Source organism: Streptomyces sp. NPDC056169 (assembly GCF_042268445.1).
Lineage (GTDB): Bacteria > Actinomycetota > Actinomycetes > Streptomycetales > Streptomycetaceae > Streptomyces.
The window spans coordinates 56,227-75,857 of the sequence record NZ_JBHJUO010000021.1; the positions used below are offsets into that span (position 1 = coordinate 56,227).

A 19,631-nucleotide genomic window follows, 5' to 3' on the forward strand; every position below is an offset into this window, starting at 1 on the left:
CAATCCGACCGCCCCCGACACCTGAGGATCCGCGACCGCCGTGTTCGATACCCTCTCCGACCGCCTTGCAGCGACCTTCAAGAACCTCCGCGGCAAGGGCCGTCTGTCCGAGGCGGACATCGACGCCACCGCGCGCGAGATCCGTATCGCGCTGCTCGAAGCGGATGTCGCCCTGCCGGTCGTCCGGTCCTTCATCAAGCAGGTCAAGGAGCGCGCCCTCGGGATCGAGGTCTCGCAGGCCCTGAACCCGGCCCAGCAGGTCATCAAGATCGTCAACGAGGAGCTCGTCGCCATCCTCGGCGGCGAGACCCGGCGCCTGCGGTTCGCGAAGACCGCCCCGACCGTGATCATGCTCGCCGGTCTCCAGGGTGCCGGTAAGACGACCCTCGCCGGAAAGCTCGGCGTCTGGCTCAAGAGCCAGGGCCACTCCCCGCTGCTCGTCGCCTGCGACCTCCAGCGCCCCAACGCCGTCACCCAGCTCGGCGTCGTCGCCGAGCGCGCGGGCGTGGCGTTCTACGGCCCGCAGCCGGGCAACGGCGTCGGCGACCCGGTCCAGGTCGCCAAGGACTCCATCGAGTTCGCGCGCACCAAGATGTACGACGTCGTCATCGTCGACACCGCCGGCCGCCTCGGCATCGACCAGGAGCTGATGCAGCAGGCCGCGGACATCCGCGACGCCGTCAGCCCCGACGAGGTCCTCTTCGTCGTCGACGCCATGATCGGCCAGGACGCGGTCAACACCGCCGAGGCCTTCCGCGACGGCGTCGGCTTCGACGGCGTCGTGCTCTCCAAGCTCGACGGCGACGCCCGCGGTGGTGCCGCGCTCTCCATCGCGCACGTCACCGGCAAGCAGATCATGTTCGCCTCCAACGGCGAGAAGCTCGACGACTTCGACGCGTTCCACCCGGACCGCATGGCGTCGCGCATCCTCGGTATGGGCGACATGCTCTCCCTCATCGAGAAGGCCCAGCAGACCTTCGACGAGGACGAGGCCGCCAAGATGGCCTCGAAGCTCGCGTCGAAGAAGGGCCAGGACTTCACGCTCGACGACTTCCTGGCGCAGATGGAGCAGGTCCGCAAGATGGGCTCCATCTCCAAGCTGCTCGGCATGCTGCCCGGCATGGGCCAGATGAAGGAGCAGATCGCCAACATCGACGAGCGGGAAGTCGACCGTGTCGGCGCCATCATCAAGTCGATGACCCCGGCCGAGCGCCACGACCCGACCATCATCAACGGCTCCCGCCGCGCCCGTATCGCCAAGGGCTCCGGCGTCGAGGTCAGCGCGGTGAAGGGCCTCGTCGAGCGGTTCTTCGACGCCCGCAAGATGATGTCCCGCATGGCCCAGGGCGGCGGCATGCCGGGGATGCCCGGCATGCCCGGCATGGGTGGCGGCCCCGGCCGGCAGAAGAAGCAGATCAAGCAGGCCAAGGGCAAGCGCAAGAGCGGCAACCCGATGAAGCGGAAGGCCGAGGAGCAGGCCGAGGCCGAGCGCCGCGAGCAGGCGCAGCAGGGCGGCGCCTTCGGTCTCCCGGCCGCGGGCCAGAGCCCGAAGGACTTCGAGCTCCCCGACGAGTTCAAGAAGTTCATGAACTGATCCAGGAACGTCCCGGGCCGACCGGTCCGGTGAGGTCCGGGCCGACCAGCCCGGTGAGGTCCGGGCTGAGTGAGGCCTCATGAGGGGCCCGGAGCGGTGTGAAACCGCTCCGGGCCCCTTTTCACTCTCCCTTTCACCCCTCCGGCCCGCCCGCGATGCCGGGTTCGTCCCGCTCTTCGATACTGGGGCCACTGCCGCCGCGCCCCGAGGAGAGTCACGTGGCCAACCCCGTACCCCCGCGCGACCGGACGGACCAGCCGTGGCGCTCGGAAGGGGCCCCGCCGCCCCCGCCGCCGCAGAGGAAGAAGATGCCGGGCGGCTGGGGCGGGCTCATCCTCACCGCACTCGTCGTCTACCTGCTCGCCAACATCGTCCTGTCGTTCTTCAACGAGGGCGACGGGCCGACGATCTCGTACACCGAGTTCGACAAGCAGGTCGCCGCCGGGAACGTCACGAAGATCTACTCCAAGGGCGACGCGATCCAGGGGCAGCTGAAGGACAAGCAGCCCGTCCCCGACGGCAAGGGCGACTACACCAAGTTCACCACCCAGCGCCCCGCCTTCGCCGACGACGACCTGTGGGCGCAGCTGACCAAGCAGAACGTCGTCGTCACCGCCGAGCCGGTCGTCAAGGAACGCAGCTTCCTCGCCAACCTCCTCATCTCGCTCGCCCCGATGCTGCTGCTCATCGTGCTGTGGGTGTTCATCGCCCGCCGCATGAGCTCGGGCATGGGCGGTGCGGGCGGCGGCATGCTCGGCCGCAAGACCCCGCCCAAACCCGTCGAGCTGGAGGGCGGCAAGCGCACCACCTTCGCCGACGTCGCCGGCATCGACGAGGTCGAGGGCGAGCTCAACGACGTCGTCGACTTCCTCAAGAACCCGCAGGCCTACCGCGAGATGGGCGCCAAGATGCCCCGGGGCGTGCTCCTCGCCGGCCCTCCCGGCACCGGCAAGACCCTCCTCGCCCGCGCCGTTGCCGGCGAGGCCGGAGTGCCCTTCTTCTCCGCCTCCGCCTCCGAGTTCATCGAGATGATCGTGGGCGTCGGCGCCTCCCGGGTCCGCGAGCTCTTCGCCGAGGCCCGCAAGGTCGCCCCGGCGATCATCTTCATCGACGAGATCGACACCATCGGGCGCGCCCGGGGCGGCGGTTCGGGCATGGGCGGTCACGACGAACGCGAACAGACCCTCAACCAGATCCTCACCGAGATGGACGGCTTCACCGGCTCCGAGGGCGTCATCGTCCTCGCCGCCACCAACCGCGCCGACGTCCTCGACCCCGCCCTCACCCGGCCGGGCCGCTTCGACCGGATCGTCCACGTCAACCCGCCCGACAGGGGCGGACGCGAGGCCATCCTGAGGATCCACACCCGGGAGATCCCGCTCGCCAAGGGCGTCGACCTGGAGCACGTCGCCCGTACGACCCCGGGCATGACCGGCGCCGAACTCGCCAACCTCGCCAACGAGGCCGCCCTCCTCGCGGTCAAGCGCGACCAGAAGGCCGTCACCCAGTCCGACCTCTCCGACGCCCTGGAGAAGGTCCAGCTCGGCGCCGAACGTCCCCTGGTGATGCCGGAGGAGGAGCGGCGCCGCACCGCGTACCACGAGAGCGGGCACGCCCTGCTCGGCATGCTCCAGCCGGGCGCGGACCCGGTCCGCAAGATCACCATCGTGCCGCGCGGCCGGGCCCTCGGCGTCACCCTCTCGACGCCCGACGTCGACAAGTACGCCTACACGGAGGAGTACCTGCGCGGCCGGATCATCGGCGCCCTCGGCGGCATGGCGGCCGAGCAGGTCGTCTTCGGCGTCGTCACGACCGGCGCCGAGAGCGACCTGGAACAGGTCACCAGCATCGCCCGGGGCATGGCGGGACGCTGGGGCATGAGCGAGCGCGTCGGCCGCCTCACCGCCATCCCGAGCGACGCCCAGCAGGCGTACGGCCTGTCGGCGGCCCCCGCGACGCTCGACGCCGTCGACGCCGAGATGCGCCGCATCGTCGACGAGTGCTACGAGGGCGCCGTACGCCAGCTCCGCGACCACCGCGCCCAGCTGGACGCCCTGGCCGCCGCCCTCCTCGCGAACGAGACCCTGGAGGAGGACGCGGCCTACCGCGCGGCCGGCGTCGTCCGGCCCGGCAAGGACGACTGACCCCGGCGGGGGCCGCGGCAGGGGCCTCGCCGCCGGGCCTCGCCCCCGGGTCTCAGCGCCGGGTCTCAGCGCACCCGGGCGAGCACGTACCGGAAGACGTTCGGCATCCACACCGTCCCGTCCGCCCGGACGTACGGCGCGAGCGCCTCCTCGATCTCCTTCTCCACCTGCGAGAGCTCCGTCGCCCGGACGGCCTCGTCGAACGCGCCCGTCGACAGCAGGCCGCGCACCGCGCTCGTCCCGTCCGCGTACCCGAAGGGGCACGCGACCCGCCCCGAACCCGCGGGCCGGAGCCCCGCCCCGGCCACCAGGCCGTCCAGATCGGCCCGCACCGAAGGCGGCCGGTCCGCGAGCCGGTCCGCGACCCGCAGCACCGGCTCCGTGGCACACCGCTCCGGCGGCCCCCACCCCGCGAGGACGACCACCGCGTCCGATTGCGCCGAACGGGTGAGCGCCGCGAGCGCGGGGAGCAGCCCGTCCGTCGCGTGGAACGCCGTGATCACGTCGTACGGACCGTCGCCCCGCGGTACGCCCTGCACGTCCTCCGCGACCACCACGTCCTGCGGGAGACGCTCCCGGGCCAGCTCCACGCGCGCGTGGTCCCGGTCCACGCCGGCCACCCGCGCGCCCCGCGCCGCCGCCATCAGCAGCGCCAGACCGGTGCCCGAGCCGAGCCCGAGCACCCGGGACCGCGCACCCACGCCGACGCGGTCGTACACCGCCTCGTACAGCGGGACGAGCATGCGTTCCTGGATCTCGGCCCAGTCACGCGCGGGGTGGTGCGGGACGAGCGTAGGTGTCATGGAAAGAGCCCCAATCCGTGCCTGGACGACAGCCCCCCGTAGTCAGGGAACTGCGCAACCCCGGCCGCGTCCAGTGCTCGCGCCGCACCGATTCACCCCGGGGGAGGGGTGGTGCGCGCTCCCACGCGCCGACCCGGTAATGTCCCTGCAACGCTTCCCGCGCCCGTCCCGGAACGCAACGGGAGCCCCTCCAGGGGGCGTGAGCACCACGGCTGCGCGCCGGGGCGTATGCGTCACTACGCACCGGCTTGACGCCCACTGCGCGGCTTCTCCGCAGATCGGCGCACTGGCCCTCGTCAGGACGCATCAACGGCAACTGACGGGTAAGTGCAAAATATTTGGGATGCCCCGGAATGGAACCCGGGGGCACATCGGCTCGTTGTACACGACGTGAGCACGACACCACCTGTTCTCGCCGCAGAGCTGGCACAGGCGTGGGCCGACATTCAGCGGCACCACCCCGAGCTGCCCGATCTTGCCGCGCCCGAGTCCCTGATCGGAGAGTCCTCGTCCGCCTGCGGCGCCGAGCTCTCCTTCGAGCGACTGCTCCACGAGGCAGTCCACGGCATCGCCGCCGCCCGAGGTGTCCGTGACACCTCCCGCGCCGGCCGGTACCACAACCGCAGATTCCTCGCGATCGCCGAGGAGATGGGGCTCGACCACCCCGAGGAGCCACACGCCAGCAGCGGCTTCTCCCTGGTCACGCTCAACCCGGAGGCGCGGCGGCGGTACCGCCCCACCATGGAGCGGCTCCAGCGGGCCCTCAAGGCCCACACGGTCGCGACCGCGGCCGACACGAAGCGCTCCTTCCGGGGACCGGCCGCCCGGCACGGCTCCTCCGGCGGCGGCGTCCGCGTCAAGGCCGTCTGCGACTGCGGGCGGAACGTCCGCGTGGTGCCGTCCGTCCTGGCTCAGGCCCCGATCGTCTGCGGCGGCTGCGGCAAGCCCTTCCGCATCCCGGAGACGGTCGGCGCCGCCAGCTGACCCGGCGCCCTTCCCTGTCCCGCGGACAATGGGCGCCGCCAGCCGACCCGGCGGCGTGTGGCACAATGGACAGCTGTACTCGACAGTCGCACAGGACCCCTCTCTCCTCCGGCTGACGCGTCCATCGGGCATCCGAGTACCGCAACCCCACGTGGCATCTCAAAGTGCCCAACCACGTCAAGACCAGGAGACACCACTCCAGTGGCAGTCAAGATTAAGCTCAAGCGCCTCGGCAAGATCCGCCAGCCGCACTACCGCATCGTCGTCGCCGACTCCCGCACCCGCCGGGACGGTCGCGCGATCGAGGAGATCGGCCTCTACCACCCGACGTACAACCCGTCGCGTATCGAGGTCGACTCCGAGCGTGCGCAGTACTGGCTCTCCGTCGGCGCCCAGCCGACCGAGCCCGTCCTCGCCATCCTGAAGCTCACGGGCGACTGGCAGAAGGCCAAGGGCCTCCCGGCCCCCGAGAAGGCGCTGCTCGTCCCCGCCACCAAGGAGGCGAAGCGCGCCACGTTCGACGAGTTCGCGAAGGCCCTCGAGGGCGGCGACGACAAGGGTGAGGCCATCACCCCGAAGGCCAAGAAGGCCGACAAGAAGGCTGACGAGGCCGAGGCCGCGTCGACCGAGTCGACCGAGGCCTGAGCATGCTCGAGGAGGCTCTCGAGCACCTCGTGAAGGGCATCGTCGACAACCCCGACGATGTGCAGGTCGCCTCGCGCAACCTGCGCCGTGGCCGCGTGCTGGAGGTCCGGGTGCACCCCGACGACCTCGGCAAGGTGATCGGCCGTAACGGCCGCACCGCGCGTGCGCTGCGTACCGTCGTGGGCGCCATCGGCGGCCGTGGGATCCGAGTCGACCTCGTCGACGTGGACCAGGTCCGCTGAACAAGTCGGCCGCATCGGTTGAATGATGTGCCGGCACGGGCCGGGGAGGGCTTACGAGCCCACCCCGGCCCGTTGTCGTTTGTGTCGTACGAGCTGTGTGACAGGAGAGTGTGGAGCAGTGCAGTTGGTAGTCGCGCGGATCGGCCGCGCCCACGGCATCAAGGGCGAGGTCACCGTCGAGGTGCGCACCGACGAGCCCGAGCTCAGGCTCGGCCCCGGCGCCGTCCTGCTCACCGACCCGGCCTCCGCCGGGCCGCTGACCATCGAGTCCGGCAAGGTCCACAGCGGCAAGCTGCTGCTGCGCTTCGAGGGCGTCCGCGACCGCAACGCCGCCGAGGCCCTGCGCAACACCCTCCTCATCGCCGAGGTCGACCCCGAGGAGATGCCGGAGGAGGAGGACGAGTACTACGACCACCAGCTCATGGACCTCGACGTCGTCCTCGCCGACGGCACCGAGATCGGCCGGATCACCGAGATCTCCCACCTGCCGTCCCAGGACCTCTTCATCGTCGAGCGGCCCGACGGCACCGAGCTGATGATCCCGTTCGTCGAGTCGATCGTCATCGAGATCGACCTGGAGGAGCAGCGGGCCGTCATCGACCCGCCGCCCGGCCTGATCGACGACCGCGCCGAGATCGCCTCCTCCCGCGAGGAGTCCGAGGAGTCCGAGGAGTCCGAGGAGGCAGGGGAATGAGGCTCGACGTCGTCACGATCTTCCCCGAGTACCTCGAACCGCTGAACGTCTCCCTCGTGGGCAAGGCGCGCGCCCGGGGTCAGCTCGACGTCCACGTCCACCACCTGCGCGACTGGACGTACGACCGGCACAACACGGTCGACGACACCCCGTACGGCGGCGGACCCGGCATGGTCATGAAGACCGAGCCCTGGGGCGACGCCCTCGACCAGACGCTCGCCGACGGCTACGAGGCCGGCGCCCACGGTCCGGTCCTCGTCGTCCCGACCCCCAGCGGCCGGCCCTTCACCCAGGAACTCGCCGTCGAGCTCTCCGAGCGGCCCTGGCTGATCTTCACCCCGGCCCGCTACGAGGGCATCGACCGTCGCGTCATGGACGAGTACGCGACCCGCATGCCCGTCTACGAGGTCTCCATCGGCGACTACGTCCTCGCCGGCGGAGAGGCCGCCGTCCTCGTCGTCACCGAGGCAGTCGCCCGCCTCCTCCCCGGTGTCCTCGGCAACGCCGAGTCCCACCGCGACGACTCCTTCGCCCCCGGCGCCATGGCCAACCTCCTGGAGGGGCCCGTCTACACGAAGCCCCCCGAGTGGCGCGGCCGGGGCATCCCCGACGTCCTCCTCAGCGGGCACCACGGCAAGATCGCGCGCTGGCGGCGGGACGAGGCCTTCCGGCGTACCGTCGCCAACCGGCCCGACCTCATCGAGCGCTGTGATCCGGCCGCCTTCGACAAGAAGGACCGCGAGATCCTCTCGATGATGGGATGGGCGCCCGAGCCAGGTGGCCGATTTTGGCGCAGGCTCCCCGACGTGGAAGAATAGGCCGCTGTCGTCCGTCCGGCGCGCGCCCCTGCCACAGGGGGAACGACGCCCGCCAGGCACGAACGGCACCCCAGACATCCGAACGTACCGCTGATGACCTGTGGCATCAGCGAGGAAAGAGACCTCCATGGCCTCCCTGCTCGACCAGGTCAACGCGGCTTCCATCCGCTCCGACCTCCCCGCCTTCCGCGCCGGCGACACCGTGAACGTCCACGTGCGCGTCATCGAAGGCAACCGCTCCCGTATCCAGCAGTTCAAGGGCGTCGTCATCCGCCGCCAGGGCGCGGGCGTCAGCGAGTCCTTCACGGTCCGCAAGGTCTCGTTCTCCGTCGGCGTCGAGCGCACCTTCCCGGTGAACAGCCCGATCTTCGAGAAGATCGAGCTCGTCACCCGCGGTGACGTCCGTCGCGCCAAGCTCTACTACCTGCGCGAGCTGCGCGGCAAGGCTGCCAAGATCAAGGAGAAGCGCGACCGCTGAGCCCCGGCTCACCGCTCACGCGACGCTTGAGGTCCTCGCACAGACGGGCCGGATAGGCTCTGTCCCCGATGGACACCGAAGCACAGCACACGGAGCGCGACCCCTCCACCGACACGGAGGACGGGTCGCGCTCCGCGCGCGTTTCCTGGCGGCGTACGGGCTTCCTCGGCGCCGCCTGTGTGGTCTTCCTGCTGCTCCTGAGCCACTTCGTGATCCAGCCGTTCCTGATCCCCAGCAGCTCGATGGAGCCGACGCTCCGGGTCGGCGACCGGATCCTCGTGAACAAGCTGGCGTACCGTTTCGGCAGCGAGCCTCAGCGGGGTGACGTCGTCGTCTTCGACGGCACCGGCTCCTTCGTACGGGAGGACCTCGGCGGCAATCCGCTCACCGGGCTCCTGCACGACGCCGCGGCCGCCCTCGGCTTCGCCGAACCCGACGAGACCGACTTCGTGAAGCGGGTCGTCGGCGTCGGCGGCGACCGGGTCGTCTGCTGCGACAAGGACGGGCGGCTCACCGTCAACGGCGTCCCCGTCGAGGAGCGGTACGTGATGCTCGGCGACCGGCCGTCCAGCGTCCCCTTCGACATCGTCGTCCCCGACGGCAGGCTCTGGGTGATGGGCGACCACCGGAGCCAGTCCAGCGACTCCCGCGACCACCTCGGCAGCCCCGGCGGCGGCATGGTCCCCGTCGACAAGGTCATCGGACGCGCCGACTGGATCGCCTGGCCCTTCGGCCGCTGGTCCACCGTGCCCGGGACGGAAGCCTTCGACGCCGTACCGGCCCCGGCCGCAGCCGCCGGCGGGCACGGCACGGGCCCCCATGGGTAGCCGCGGCCGCCCGCCGGGCGGACCCGTCCACGGCCCCGGCGTCGCACCGCTGCCCGGACGGGCCGAGCGGCGCAGACTCGCCCGCAAGGTCAAGCGGCGCCGACAGCGCTCCGCGATCCGCGAGATCCCCATCCTCGTCACCGTCGCCGTGCTCATCGCGCTCGTCCTCAAGACCTTCCTGGTCCAGGCGTTCGTCATCCCCTCCGGCTCCATGGAGCAGACGATCCGCATCGACGACCGGGTCCTCGTCGACAAGCTCACCCCCTGGTTCGGCTCCCGCCCGCAGCGCGGCGACGTCGTCGTCTTCAAGGACCCCGGCAACTGGCTCCAGCACGAGGCCGCGCCGGCCTCCGAGGACCCGATCGGCGTCAAGCAGGTCAAGCAGGCCCTGACCTTCATCGGACTGCTGCCCTCCGCCGACGACCGCGACCTCATCAAGCGCGTCGTCGCCGTCGGAGGGGACACCGTCCGCTGCTGCGACAAGGACGGCCGGCTCACCGTCAACGGCGTACCCCTGGACGAGCCGTACCTGCACCCCGGGAACAAGCCGTCCACGATCCCCTTCGAGGTGAAGGTCCCGGAAGGCCGCATCTTCGTCCTCGGCGACCACCGCTCCAACTCGGCCGACTCCCGCTTCCACCTCGACGAGAAGGACCACGGCACCGTCTCAGAGGAGCAGATCGTGGGGCGCGCCGTCGTGATCGCCTGGCCCGTCGGGAACTGGCGGAGCCTGGAGGAGCGGGAGACTTTCGCCGCCGTACCGGACGCGCGTGCGAGTGCCGACCCCGCGCTCGGTCTGTCGCATAGTGTGTCCCCGCGCAATCTGAACGGATTGCCCGGGCTCCCGACCCCTGCGGAACTTCTGCTCGTTATGGGAGTGGTGGGCCTGTCCCTGTTCCGGGGCAGGCGATCGCACGGAGTGAGGAGTTGATGTGGGGGATTTGGCCGTCGGCGCACGATCCGGACACGATGAGCCCGAGAAGAGGGCCGACGAGGCCATCGGCGACGACGTGACGGGTGACGATGTGACGGATGACGAGCGGGCGCACGACGAGGGGGCGCACGACGACGAGGCGGCGGCGGGCAGGTCGGGCACGAGTCCGAAGAAGCCGCGCTCCTTCTGGAAGGAGCTGCCCCTTCTCATCGGCATCGCCCTGGTGCTCGCGCTCCTGATCAAGACCTTCCTGGTGCAGGCGTTCTCGATTCCCTCGGAATCCATGATGAACACGCTCCAGCGCGGTGACCGGGTCCTCGTCGACAAGCTCACCCCGTGGTTCGGCTCCGAGCCGGAGCGCGGCGAGGTCGTCGTCTTCCACGACCCGGGCGGCTGGCTGGAAGGCCAGGAGACCCCCGAGCCGAACGTCGTCCAGAAGTTCCTCAGCTTCATCGGCCTCATGCCGTCCGCCGAGGAGAAGGACCTCATCAAGCGGGTCATCGCCGTCGGCGGCGACACGGTCTCCTGCAAGGAGGGCGGCAAGGTCGTCCTCAACGGCGTCGCCCTGGACGAGACCTCGTACCTCTACCCCGGCTCCGTGCCCTGCCAGGACTCCTTCGGCCCGATCAAGGTCCCCAAGGACCGCATCTGGGTCATGGGCGACAACCGGCAGAACTCGCTGGACTCCCGCTTCCACCAGCAGCTCCCCGGCGGTGGCACCGTCGCCAACGACCAGGTCGTCGGCCGGGCCGTCGTGATCGCCTGGCCCGTCACCCGCTGGGCCACCCTCCCCGTGCCCGACATCTTCGACCAGCCCGGCCTCAACCAGGCCGTGGCCGCCGCCCCGCTGGGCGCGGCCGGTCTGGCCGGAGCGCTCCCGCTGGTGCTGTGGCGCCGGAAGAAGCGCACGGCAGGGCATACCGCCGAGTAGTGACCCGCGGGTAGATTGCCGTCCCGGACCGTCGACAGACCTCTGGGGTGCGCATGAGCGGAAACAAAAGAGCAGACAGCGGCCACGGCCGCCTCGGCAGCTTGCTGTCGGGGCTGACCGTGGCCGTCGGCTGTGTGCTCTTCCTCGGCGGCTTCGTCTGGGGCGCGCTCGTCTACCAGCCGTACACCGTCCCCTCCGACTCCATGACCCCCACCATCGCCGTCGGCTCCCGCGTCCTCGCCGAGCGCATCGACGGCGACGAGGTGCGGCGCGGCGACATCGTCGTCTTCACCGACGCCCTGTGGGGCTCCTCGCCTATGGTCAAGCGCGTCGTCGCGGTCGGCGGCGACACCGTCGCCTGCTGCGACCGGGACGGCCGGCTCACCGTCAACGGCCAGGCCGTCCACGAGCCCTACCTGCGCCCGGGACCCGGCGGCACCGTCGTCGCCTCCGGCCAGGAATTCTCCGTGACCGTTCCCGAAGGGAACCTCTTCCTCCTCGGCGACGACCGCCACACCTCGCTCGACTCCCGCTCGCACCTGGAGGACGTCGGGCAGGGGACCGTACCCCGCTCCGCGGTCGTCGGCAGGGTCGACGCCGTCGCCTGGCCCGCCGAGGGCCTCCTGGAGCCCGCGACGGGCTTCGCCGCCCTCCCCGGCGGGATCTCGACGCCAGGGCCCTTCACGGCCCTCTTCACGGCGATCGTGGCCGGGTGCGTCCTGGTCATGGCGGGGGCCGCTTACGGGCCCGTGGCGCGCCTTCTGACGCGACGTCCGGGCGGGACGGGCCCGGGGGCGGGCTCGGGGGCGCGGTCGGGGGCCGGCGCCGGGGCTGGGTCCGGGTCAGGGTCCGGGTCCGGGTCCGGGGAGAAGGTGGGGACATGACGGAAAGCCGTTCCTCCGAGGCGCCTCCGCCCGCCGCGCGCCAGGTGGCCCGGGTCGTCCTCCTCGACCCCGACGACCGCATCCTGCTCATGCACGGGTACGAACCGGACGACCCCGCCGACACCTGGTGGTTCACCCCCGGCGGAGGCCTGGAGGGCGACGAGACCCGGGCCGAGGCAGCGCTGCGCGAACTCGCCGAGGAGACCGGCATCACCGACGCCGAGCTCGGACCGGTCCTGTGGAAGCGGTACTGCTCCTTCCCGTTCGACGGACGCCGCTGGGACCAGGATGAGTGGTACTACCTGGCCCGCATCCGCCGCACCGGCACCGAGCCCCGCCCCCAGGCCCTCACGGAGCTGGAGACCCGCAGCCTCGCGGGCCTCAGATGGTGGACCTCCGCCGAACTGTCGGCGGCCCGTGAGACGGTGTACCCGACCAGACTCGCCGAGCTGCTGCGCACGCTGCTCGACGAGGGACCTCCGAGTGCACCGGTGGTTCTCGCCCCGGAAATCGTTTAGGGGTGCGGCCCGCTGGCGCACAATGGGTGGACGCACGGCTGAAGGGGAACATGCCATGAGCGCCGAGGACCTCGAGAAGTACGAGACCGAGATGGAGCTGAAGCTCTACCGGGAGTACCGCGACGTCGTCGGGCTGTTCAAATACGTGATCGAGACCGAGCGACGGTTCTATCTCACCAATGACTACGAGATGCAGGTGCACTCGGTTCAGGGTGAGGTCTTCTTCGAAGTCAGCATGGCTGACGCCTGGGTCTGGGACATGTACAGGCCGGCCAGGTTCGTCAAGCAGGTCCGCGTCCTCACGTTCAAGGACGTGAATATCGAGGAGCTCAACAAGAGCGACCTCGAACTCCCCGGCAGCTGACCCACCCCCTGACCCACCTCCTGACGCACCGCCCCGCCCGCCCCCCCTGAATCACCCTCAGGGGTGAGGGAGTTCTCCACAGCGCCCCGGCCCTCCACAGGGCCGCACACGGTCCCGCCCGCTCCGTCACAGTCGGTGACGGAGGTGGTACCGCATGAACAAGACCCAAGCCCTCGGACGGTACGGAGAACAGCTGGCGACCCGCCGGCTCACCGCGACCGGCATGCACATCCTCGCCCGCAACTGGCGCTGCGGCCGGGCCGGAGAGATCGACATCGTCGCCCGCGACGGCGACACCCTCGTCATCTGCGAGGTCAAAACCCGACGCCACGGCAGCTACGAACACCCGATGGCCGCCGTCACCCCGACCAAGGCCGAGCGCCTCCGCCGCCTCGCCGCATGCTGGCTCGACCGCAGCGGCACCCCCGCCCCGGCGGGCGGCGTCCGCATCGACCTCGTCGGCATCGTCCTCCCTCGCAAGGGCGCCCCCGTCCTCACCCACGCACAAGGGGTGGCCTGATGGGATTCGCCCGCACCTGCTCCGTCGCCCTCGTCGGCGTCGAAGGCGTCGTCGTCGAAGTCCAGGCCGACCTCGAACCCGGCGTCGCCGCCTTCACCCTCGTCGGCCTCCCCGACAAGAGCCTCAGCGAAAGCCGCGACCGCGTCCGCGCCGCCGTCGTCAACTCCGGCGCCGAATGGCCCCAGAAGAAACTCACCGTCGGACTCAGCCCCGCATCCGTCCCCAAGAGCGGGAGCGGCTTCGACTTGGCGGTCGCGGCCGCCGTACTCGGCGCCGCCGAGCGCATCGACCCCCGCGCCATCGCCGACCTCGTCCTCATCGGCGAACTCGGACTCGACGGGCGCGTCCGCCCCGTCCGAGGCGTCCTGCCCGCCGTCCTCGCCGCCGCCGACGCGGGATACCGCCAGGTCGTCGTCCCCGAACAGACCGCCGGCGAAGCCGCGCTCGTCCCCGGCGTCTCCGTCCTCGGCGTCCGCACCCTCCGCCAGCTCATCGCCGTCCTCACCGACGAACCCGTCCCCGACGAGGAACCCACCGAGGAAGGGCGACCCGACGCCATGCTCGCCGGCCTCCTCGTCCCCGGCGCCGGCATCGGCACCGGACTCGCCGCCGACCCCACCGAAGGACCCGACCTCGCCGACGTCGCCGGCCAGCGCCGAGCCCGCCACGCCCTGGAGATCGCCGCCGCCGGCAGCCACCACCTCCTGCTCTCCGGCCCACCCGGCGCCGGAAAGACCATGCTCGCCGAACGACTCCCCGGCATCCTCCCGCCCCTCACCCGACAGGAATCCCTCGAAGTCACCGCCGTCCACTCCGTCGCCGGCATCCTCCCGCCGGGCGAACCCCTCGTCCGCCGCGCCCCCTACTGCGCACCCCACCACTCCGCGACCATGCAGTCCCTCGTCGGCGGCGGCAACGGCCTCCCCAGGCCCGGCGCCGTCTCCCTCGCACACCGCGGCATCCTCTTCCTCGACGAAGCCCCCGAGTTCTCCGGCAAGGTCCTCGACGCACTCCGCCAGCCCCTCGAATCCGGACACGTCGTCATCGCCCGCGCCGCCGGCGTCGTCCGCCTCCCCGCCCGCTTCCTCCTCGCGCTCGCCGCCAACCCCTGCCCCTGCGGACGGCACACCCTCCACGGCGCCGGCTGCGAATGCCCCGCCTCCCTCATCCGCCGCTACCAGGCCCGCCTCTCCGGCCCCCTCCTCGACCGCGTCGACCTCCGCGTCGAGGCCGAACCCGTCACCCGCGCCGACCTCCTGGGACGCGGCGGGCGGGGCGAGACCACCGCCACCGTCGCCGCCCGCGTCCACGAGGCCAGAGCCCGCGCCACCGCCCGCCTCGCCGACACCCCCTGGAGCGTCAACAGCGAGATCCCCGGACACGAACTCCGTACGCGCTACCTCGCCGCACCCGGCGCCCTCGCCGCCGCCGAACGCGACATCGAACGCGGACTCCTCACCGCCCGCGGCCTCGACCGCGTCCTCCGCGTCGCCTGGACCGTCGCCGACCTCGCCGGACACGACCGGCCCGACAGCGAGGACATCGCCCTCGCCCTCGAAATGCGCACCGGCATCGCCCGCGGCGTGCCCGTCGGAGCGGGGGAGCGCCCATGACCGGCGGCCGCAACACACCGGACAACAACCCCGACACCCCGTGGACCGCACACACCACCGACACCACGGACGAGCGAATCGCCCGCGCCGCCCTCACCCGAGCCGTCGAACCCGGCGACGAGCACGCCGGCCGCTGGCTCCGCCACTTCGGAGCCATCGGCTTCCTCGACCGCCTCCTCCACCCCGGCGACGACCCCTTCCCCGGCACCGGAGCGCGACGCGTCGACGGCTGGCGACGACGCGCCACCACCGCCGACCCCGCCCGCGACCTCGACACCGTCCACCGGCTCGGCGGACGCTTCCTCGTCCCCGGCGACACCGAATGGCCCCGTCAACTCGACGACCTCGGCCACGCCCGCCCCCTCGGCCTCTGGATCAGAGGCCCCGCCGACCTGCGCACCTGGGCCCTGCGCTCCGTCGCACTCGTCGGAGCCCGCGCCTGCACCCCCTACGGCGCCCACATCGCCGCCGACCTCGCCACCGGCCTCGCCCGACAGGGCTGGGTCGTCGTCTCCGGAGCCGCCTACGGCATCGACGGCGCCGCCCACCGCGGCGCCCTCGCCGCCGGCGGAGCCACCGTCGCCGTCCTCGCCTGCGGCGTCGACACCCCGTACCCCCGAGGCCACGCCGGGCTCATCGGCCGCATCGCCGAACAAGGACTCGTCGTCGGAGAACTCCCACCCGACAGCCACCCCACACCCAGCCGGTTCATCCTCCGCAACCGCGTGATCGCCGCCCTCACCCGCGGCACCATCGTCGTCGAAGCCCAGCACCGCAGCGGCTCCCTCGTCACCGCCCGGGCCGCCACCCGCCTCGGCCGCCACACCATGGGCGTCCCCGGGCCCGCCACCAGCGCACTCTCCGCCGGCGTCCACGAACTCCTCCGCGGCGACGCCACCCTCGTCACCGACGCCCAGGAGATCGTCGAACTCGTCGGCGACATGGGCGAACTCGCCCCCGCCCGCCGCGGCCCCGTCCTCCCACGCGACCTCCTCGCACCCGCCACCGCGCACATCCTCGAAGCCGTCCCCGCCCGCGGCCCCACCCCCACCACCGTCATCGCCCGCCGAGCCGGAACCACCCCCGACGACACCCTCGCGAAGCTGTACGAACTGCACTCCCTCGGCTTCGTCGAACGACACGGAGAAGGCTGGCAGTTGACGAACACGGCCACACAGGGTTCGAACGCGCGGCGAGGCGATACTTGACCTGGAGCATTCGGGTGACAGGGTGAAGCCGATGAGCAACCGAGTTCTCTCGGCCGGATCCGAGGGGTCGACACGCGCCACGGCCCGGGTTCGAAGATGTGGCCGAGGGTGTCCACCCCGACCGGCGCGATCCACCGATGTTCGCGCACCGCGACAGCGCACTCACGCTACGCTCACCAGGATTCCCCACAGGACACCCCCGACGACACCCCCGACAGCAGAACGGCTCAAGGCAACGCATGCCCCAGCACACCTCCGGGTCTGACCGCGCTGCGGTGCCCCCAGCAGCCCGGGGCGCCGTGCGACCACCCGCACCGACCTCCCTCGACGAGCTGTGGCGGTCGTACAAGGACACGGGCGACGAGCGGCTGCGGGAGCAGCTGATCCTGCACTACTCGCCCCTCGTCAAGTACGTGGCCGGACGGGTCAGCGTGGGGCTGCCGTCCAACGTGGAACAGGCCGACTTCGTCTCCTCCGGGGTCTTCGGCCTCATCGACGCCATCGAGAAGTTCGACGTCGAGCGCGCCATCAAGTTCGAGACCTACGCGATCACCCGCATCCGCGGCGCCATGATCGACGAACTCCGCGCCCTGGACTGGATCCCGCGCTCCGTCCGCCAGAAGGCCCGCAACGTCGAACGCGCCTACGCGACCCTCGAAGCCCAGCTCAGGCGCACCCCCTCCGAGAGCGAAGTCGCCGCGGAGATGGACGTCACGCTGGAGGAACTGCACGCGGTTTTCAGCCAGTTGTCCCTGGCGAACGTAGTCGCCCTGGAAGAGCTGCTGCACGTCGGCGGCGAGGGCGGCGACCGCCTCTCCCTGATGGACACCCTGGAGGACACGGCGGCGGACAACCCCGTCGAGGTCGCCGAGGGCCGCGAGCTGCGCCGACTGCTCGCCCGGGCGATCAACACCCTCCCCGAGCGGGAGAAGACCGTCGTCACGCTCTACTACTACGAGGGCCTCACGCTCGCCGAGATCGGCAACGTCCTCGGCGTCACCGAGAGCCGCGTCAGCCAGATCCACACCAAGTCGGTCCTCCAGCTCCGCGCCAAGCTGGCCGACGTCGGACGCTGAGCCACTCGGGGCCGGTCGTACAGTGGAGCCGTGCCCAGGATTCGAGCGGCCTCCGTGGCCGAGCACCGGACGATGCAGCGAGGCGCCCTGCTGGACGCCGCGCGTTCCCTGCTGTCCGAGGGCGGTACGGAGGCGTTGACCTTCCCCGCACTCGCCGAGCGCACGGGCCTGGCCCGGTCCTCGGTGTACGAGTACTTCCGATCGCGCGCGGCCGTCGTCGAAGAGCTGTGCGCCGTCGACTTCCCCGTCTGGGCCGCCGAGGTCGAGACCGCCATGGCCGGCGCCGATACGCCCGAGGGCAAGGTCGAGGCGTACGTCCGCACCCAGCTGACCCTGGTCGGGGACCGGCGCCACCGGGCGGTCGTCGCCATCTCGGCGAGCGAACTGGACGACGGCGCCCGCGAGAAGATCCGCGCGGCCCACGGCGGCCTCGTCGCCATGATCGTCGAAGCCCTCGCCGCCCTGGGCCAGCCCGAGCCCCGCCTGGGCGCCATGCTGCTCCAGGGCGTCGTCGACGCGGCCGTCCGCCGCATCGAACTCGGCGCCGCGGAGGAACCCACGGCCATCGCGGAAGCCGCGGTCACCATGGCCCTCCACGGAGTGGCCGGCCCCCGCACCTGACCTTTAGGGCCCCCTCCCCCCTCCCTCCCCCGCCCTCCCGCCCCCGTGCCCTTGTGCCGCGTGTGTCAGCCGCCTGGGGGCAGCAGGCGGGACGGGGGCCTTCTCGTCAGGGTGAGCGGGTTCAGGTAGGTGGTGCCGCGGAGCAGGCCCCAGTGGAGGCAGGTCCGTGGGCAGTGGGTGTTCGGGGCGACCCGGGCCACGGGGGTTCCGGGGGTGACCCGGGTGCCCGCCTTCACCAGGGGGGTCACGGGGGAGAAGGTCGTGCGCAGTGGGGGAGTGCCCGTGCCCGGGAGGGTGAGGGTGAGGACTCCTCGGCCGCCGACCGGGCCCGCGAAGGTGACGGTGCCCGCGGCCGGGGCGAGGACCGGGGTGCCGGGCGGCGCCGCCAGGTCGATGCCGCGGTGGCCGGGGCCGTACGGGCCTGCCGGGGGTTGCCAGCCGCGGAGGATGTCCGGCGGGGGCGGGCCCACCGGCCACAGCAGGCCGAGGGCCAGGAACAGGGTCATGAGGTGCATGGGGGAAGACTCCCCCGGGTGACCGGTTCGCGGGGGTCGGGGACGGTATCTGTGGAGTACCCGCCGGTTGTGGACAGTGCCGTCACCCGTGGCTCCCCGGGTCCCGTACACTTCCTATGGCGACTCGGGTCACCGGGTCGACTTCGCACGCCCCGCCATAACCCTCACGGGTCATGGCAGCGCCTTTCGGTCCCTTGTGGGCATGGCGCGTCGGGGCGTCAGGAATACAACCGAGAAACCCAAGGAGATACGGCCATGGCCGTCGTCACGATGCGGGAGCTGCTGGAAAGCGGCGTCCACTTCGGTCACCAGACCCGTCGTTGGAACCCGAAGATGCGTCGCTTCATCTTCACGGAGCGCAACGGCATCTACATCATCGACCTGCTCCAGTCGCTGTCGTACATCGACCGCGCCTACGAGTTCGTCAAGGAGACCGTCGCGCACGGCGGCTCCATCATGTTCGTCGGTACGAAGAAGCAGGCCCAGGAGGCCATCGCCGAGCAGGCGACGCGTGTCGGCATGCCGTACGTCAACCAGCGTTGGCTCGGTGGCATGCTCACCAACTTCTCCACCGTCTACAAGCGTCTGCAGCGCCTCAAGGAGCTTGAGCAGATCGACTTCGAGGATGTGGCCGCGTCCGGCCTCACCAAGAAGGAGCTCCTGGTCCTCTCCCGCGAGAAGGGCAAGCTGGAGAAGACCCTTGGCGGTATCCGCGAGATGTCCAAGGTGCCCAGCGCCGTCTGGATCGTGGACACCAAGAAGGAGCACATCGCCGTCGGCGAGGCTCGCAAGCTCAAGATCCCGGTCGTCGCGATCCTCGACACCAACTGCGACCCCGACGAGGTCGACTACAAGATCCCGGGCAACGACGACGCGATCCGCTCCGTCACCCTGCTCACCCGCGTGATCGCCGACGCTGTCGCCGAGGGCCTCATCGCCCGCTCCGGCGCCGCGACCGGCGACTCGAAGCCGGGCGAGAAGGCCGCCGGCGAGCCCCTCGCCGAGTGGGAGCGCGACCTGCTCGAGGGTGAGAAGAAGGCCGACGACGCCGCCGAGGTCCAGACCTCCGCCGAGACCGAGAAGGTCGCGGACGCCGAGGCTGCCGACACCGCCGAGGTCGTCGCCGAGGCCGAGGCCGAGGTCGTCGCCGAGGTCGTCGCCGAGGCTCCGGCCGCGGACGCCGAGCAGGCCTGACCCTTCAGGACCTTCGGGTGACGA

The 19,631-nt window shown here is 71.3% G+C and carries 22 protein-coding genes; 20 read left to right on the forward strand and 2 right to left on the reverse strand.

Annotation, left to right across the window (positions count from 1 at the left end; translation table 11 throughout):
- Positions 1–40 precede the first annotated feature (40 nt).
- Together ffh and ftsH are read left to right on the forward strand one after the other, a co-directional pair.
- Complete coding sequence (ffh, locus tag ACFC0G_RS31085) at positions 41–1,594, forward strand: signal recognition particle protein (protein WP_376409531.1); 1,554 nt, start codon at positions 41–43, stop codon at positions 1,592–1,594.
- Positions 1,595–1,812: 218 nt separating this feature from the next.
- Positions 1,813–3,738 carry an ATP-dependent zinc metalloprotease FtsH gene (ftsH, locus tag ACFC0G_RS31090; RefSeq protein WP_376409533.1) on the forward strand — a complete coding sequence of 642 codons (1,926 nt, stop codon included), beginning with the start codon at positions 1,813–1,815 and terminating at the stop codon, positions 3,736–3,738.
- A gap of 65 nt (positions 3,739–3,803) precedes the next feature.
- Here ftsH and ACFC0G_RS31095 read toward each other — a convergent pair whose 3' ends face one another.
- Positions 3,804–4,541, reverse strand: coding sequence for a class I SAM-dependent methyltransferase (locus ACFC0G_RS31095; protein ID WP_376409536.1), 738 nt, complete (start codon positions 4,539–4,541; stop codon positions 3,804–3,806).
- 390 nt (positions 4,542–4,931) lie between these two features.
- On the opposite strand from ACFC0G_RS31095, the gene ACFC0G_RS31100 reads away from it, so the two are divergent.
- The 17 genes from ACFC0G_RS31100 (at position 4,932) to ACFC0G_RS31180 (ending at position 17,898) form a co-directional block, all read left to right on the forward strand.
- Positions 4,932–5,525 (forward strand): hypothetical protein, encoded by a 594-nt coding sequence (locus tag ACFC0G_RS31100; RefSeq protein ID WP_073912906.1) that lies wholly within the window; start codon positions 4,932–4,934, stop codon positions 5,523–5,525.
- A gap of 201 nt (positions 5,526–5,726) precedes the next feature.
- A complete protein-coding gene (gene rpsP, locus ACFC0G_RS31105; protein ID WP_376409539.1) occupies positions 5,727–6,170 on the forward strand; it encodes a 30S ribosomal protein S16 in 444 nt (147 codons plus the stop codon).
- A gap of 2 nt (positions 6,171–6,172) precedes the next feature.
- Positions 6,173–6,412 carry an RNA-binding protein gene (locus ACFC0G_RS31110; RefSeq protein ID WP_005311361.1) on the forward strand — a complete coding sequence of 80 codons (240 nt, stop codon included), beginning with the start codon at positions 6,173–6,175 and terminating at the stop codon, positions 6,410–6,412.
- Between the two features lie 118 nt (positions 6,413–6,530).
- Positions 6,531–7,106 (forward strand): ribosome maturation factor RimM, encoded by a 576-nt coding sequence (gene rimM / locus ACFC0G_RS31115; RefSeq protein WP_376409542.1) that lies wholly within the window; start codon positions 6,531–6,533, stop codon positions 7,104–7,106.
- On the forward strand, positions 7,103–7,924 hold the full coding sequence (trmD, locus tag ACFC0G_RS31120) for a tRNA (guanosine(37)-N1)-methyltransferase TrmD (RefSeq protein ID WP_024755883.1): 822 nt from the start codon (positions 7,103–7,105) through the stop codon (positions 7,922–7,924). The genes rimM and trmD overlap by 4 nt, the downstream gene beginning before the upstream one ends.
- A gap of 127 nt (positions 7,925–8,051) precedes the next feature.
- Positions 8,052–8,402 carry a 50S ribosomal protein L19 gene (rplS, locus tag ACFC0G_RS31125; protein ID WP_189510914.1) on the forward strand — a complete coding sequence of 117 codons (351 nt, stop codon included), beginning with the start codon at positions 8,052–8,054 and terminating at the stop codon, positions 8,400–8,402.
- 68 nt (positions 8,403–8,470) lie between these two features.
- Positions 8,471–9,229 (forward strand): signal peptidase I, encoded by a 759-nt coding sequence (gene lepB, locus ACFC0G_RS31130; RefSeq protein ID WP_376409546.1) that lies wholly within the window; start codon positions 8,471–8,473, stop codon positions 9,227–9,229.
- Positions 9,222–10,160, forward strand: coding sequence for a signal peptidase I (gene lepB / locus ACFC0G_RS31135; protein WP_376409549.1), 939 nt, complete (start codon positions 9,222–9,224; stop codon positions 10,158–10,160). Before lepB (ACFC0G_RS31130) ends, lepB (ACFC0G_RS31135) begins: the two co-directional genes overlap by 8 nt.
- 10 nt (positions 10,161–10,170) lie before the next feature.
- Positions 10,171–11,094: a signal peptidase I gene (gene lepB / locus ACFC0G_RS31140; RefSeq protein WP_376409812.1), complete on the forward strand. Its 924-nt coding sequence runs from the start codon at positions 10,171–10,173 to the stop codon at positions 11,092–11,094.
- Between the two features lie 53 nt (positions 11,095–11,147).
- Positions 11,148–11,978 carry a signal peptidase I gene (gene lepB, locus ACFC0G_RS31145; protein WP_376409552.1) on the forward strand — a complete coding sequence of 277 codons (831 nt, stop codon included), beginning with the start codon at positions 11,148–11,150 and terminating at the stop codon, positions 11,976–11,978.
- Complete coding sequence (locus tag ACFC0G_RS31150) at positions 11,975–12,496, forward strand: NUDIX hydrolase (protein WP_376409554.1); 522 nt, start codon at positions 11,975–11,977, stop codon at positions 12,494–12,496. The genes lepB (ACFC0G_RS31145) and ACFC0G_RS31150 overlap by 4 nt, the downstream gene beginning before the upstream one ends.
- Positions 12,497–12,551: 55 nt before the next feature.
- Positions 12,552–12,860 (forward strand): DUF2469 domain-containing protein, encoded by a 309-nt coding sequence (locus tag ACFC0G_RS31155; protein WP_005311352.1) that lies wholly within the window; start codon positions 12,552–12,554, stop codon positions 12,858–12,860.
- A gap of 154 nt (positions 12,861–13,014) precedes the next feature.
- Positions 13,015–13,380 (forward strand): YraN family protein, encoded by a 366-nt coding sequence (locus ACFC0G_RS31160; RefSeq protein WP_376409557.1) that lies wholly within the window; start codon positions 13,015–13,017, stop codon positions 13,378–13,380.
- Positions 13,380–14,993, forward strand: coding sequence for a YifB family Mg chelatase-like AAA ATPase (locus tag ACFC0G_RS31165; protein WP_376409558.1), 1,614 nt, complete (start codon positions 13,380–13,382; stop codon positions 14,991–14,993). Before ACFC0G_RS31160 ends, ACFC0G_RS31165 begins: the two co-directional genes overlap by 1 nt.
- On the forward strand, positions 14,990–16,201 hold the full coding sequence (gene dprA / locus ACFC0G_RS31170) for a DNA-processing protein DprA (RefSeq protein ID WP_376409561.1): 1,212 nt from the start codon (positions 14,990–14,992) through the stop codon (positions 16,199–16,201). The genes ACFC0G_RS31165 and dprA overlap by 4 nt, the downstream gene beginning before the upstream one ends.
- Positions 16,202–16,440: 239 nt before the next feature.
- Positions 16,441–17,277 (forward strand): RNA polymerase sigma factor WhiG, encoded by an 837-nt coding sequence (whiG, locus tag ACFC0G_RS31175; RefSeq protein WP_376409563.1) that lies wholly within the window; start codon positions 16,441–16,443, stop codon positions 17,275–17,277.
- Positions 17,278–17,331: 54 nt separating this feature from the next.
- Complete coding sequence (locus ACFC0G_RS31180; protein ID WP_376409814.1) at positions 17,332–17,898, forward strand: TetR/AcrR family transcriptional regulator; 567 nt, start codon at positions 17,332–17,334, stop codon at positions 17,896–17,898.
- A gap of 65 nt (positions 17,899–17,963) precedes the next feature.
- Here ACFC0G_RS31180 and ACFC0G_RS31185 read toward each other — a convergent pair whose 3' ends face one another.
- Positions 17,964–18,413 carry a murein hydrolase activator EnvC family protein gene (locus ACFC0G_RS31185; protein ID WP_376409566.1) on the reverse strand — a complete coding sequence of 150 codons (450 nt, stop codon included), beginning with the start codon at positions 18,411–18,413 and terminating at the stop codon, positions 17,964–17,966.
- Positions 18,414–18,668: 255 nt separating this feature from the next.
- Here ACFC0G_RS31185 and rpsB point away from each other — a divergent pair, with 255 nt between their 5' ends.
- A complete protein-coding gene (gene rpsB / locus ACFC0G_RS31190) occupies positions 18,669–19,607 on the forward strand; it encodes a 30S ribosomal protein S2 (protein WP_376409569.1) in 939 nt (312 codons plus the stop codon).
- Positions 19,608–19,631 lie beyond the last annotated feature (24 nt).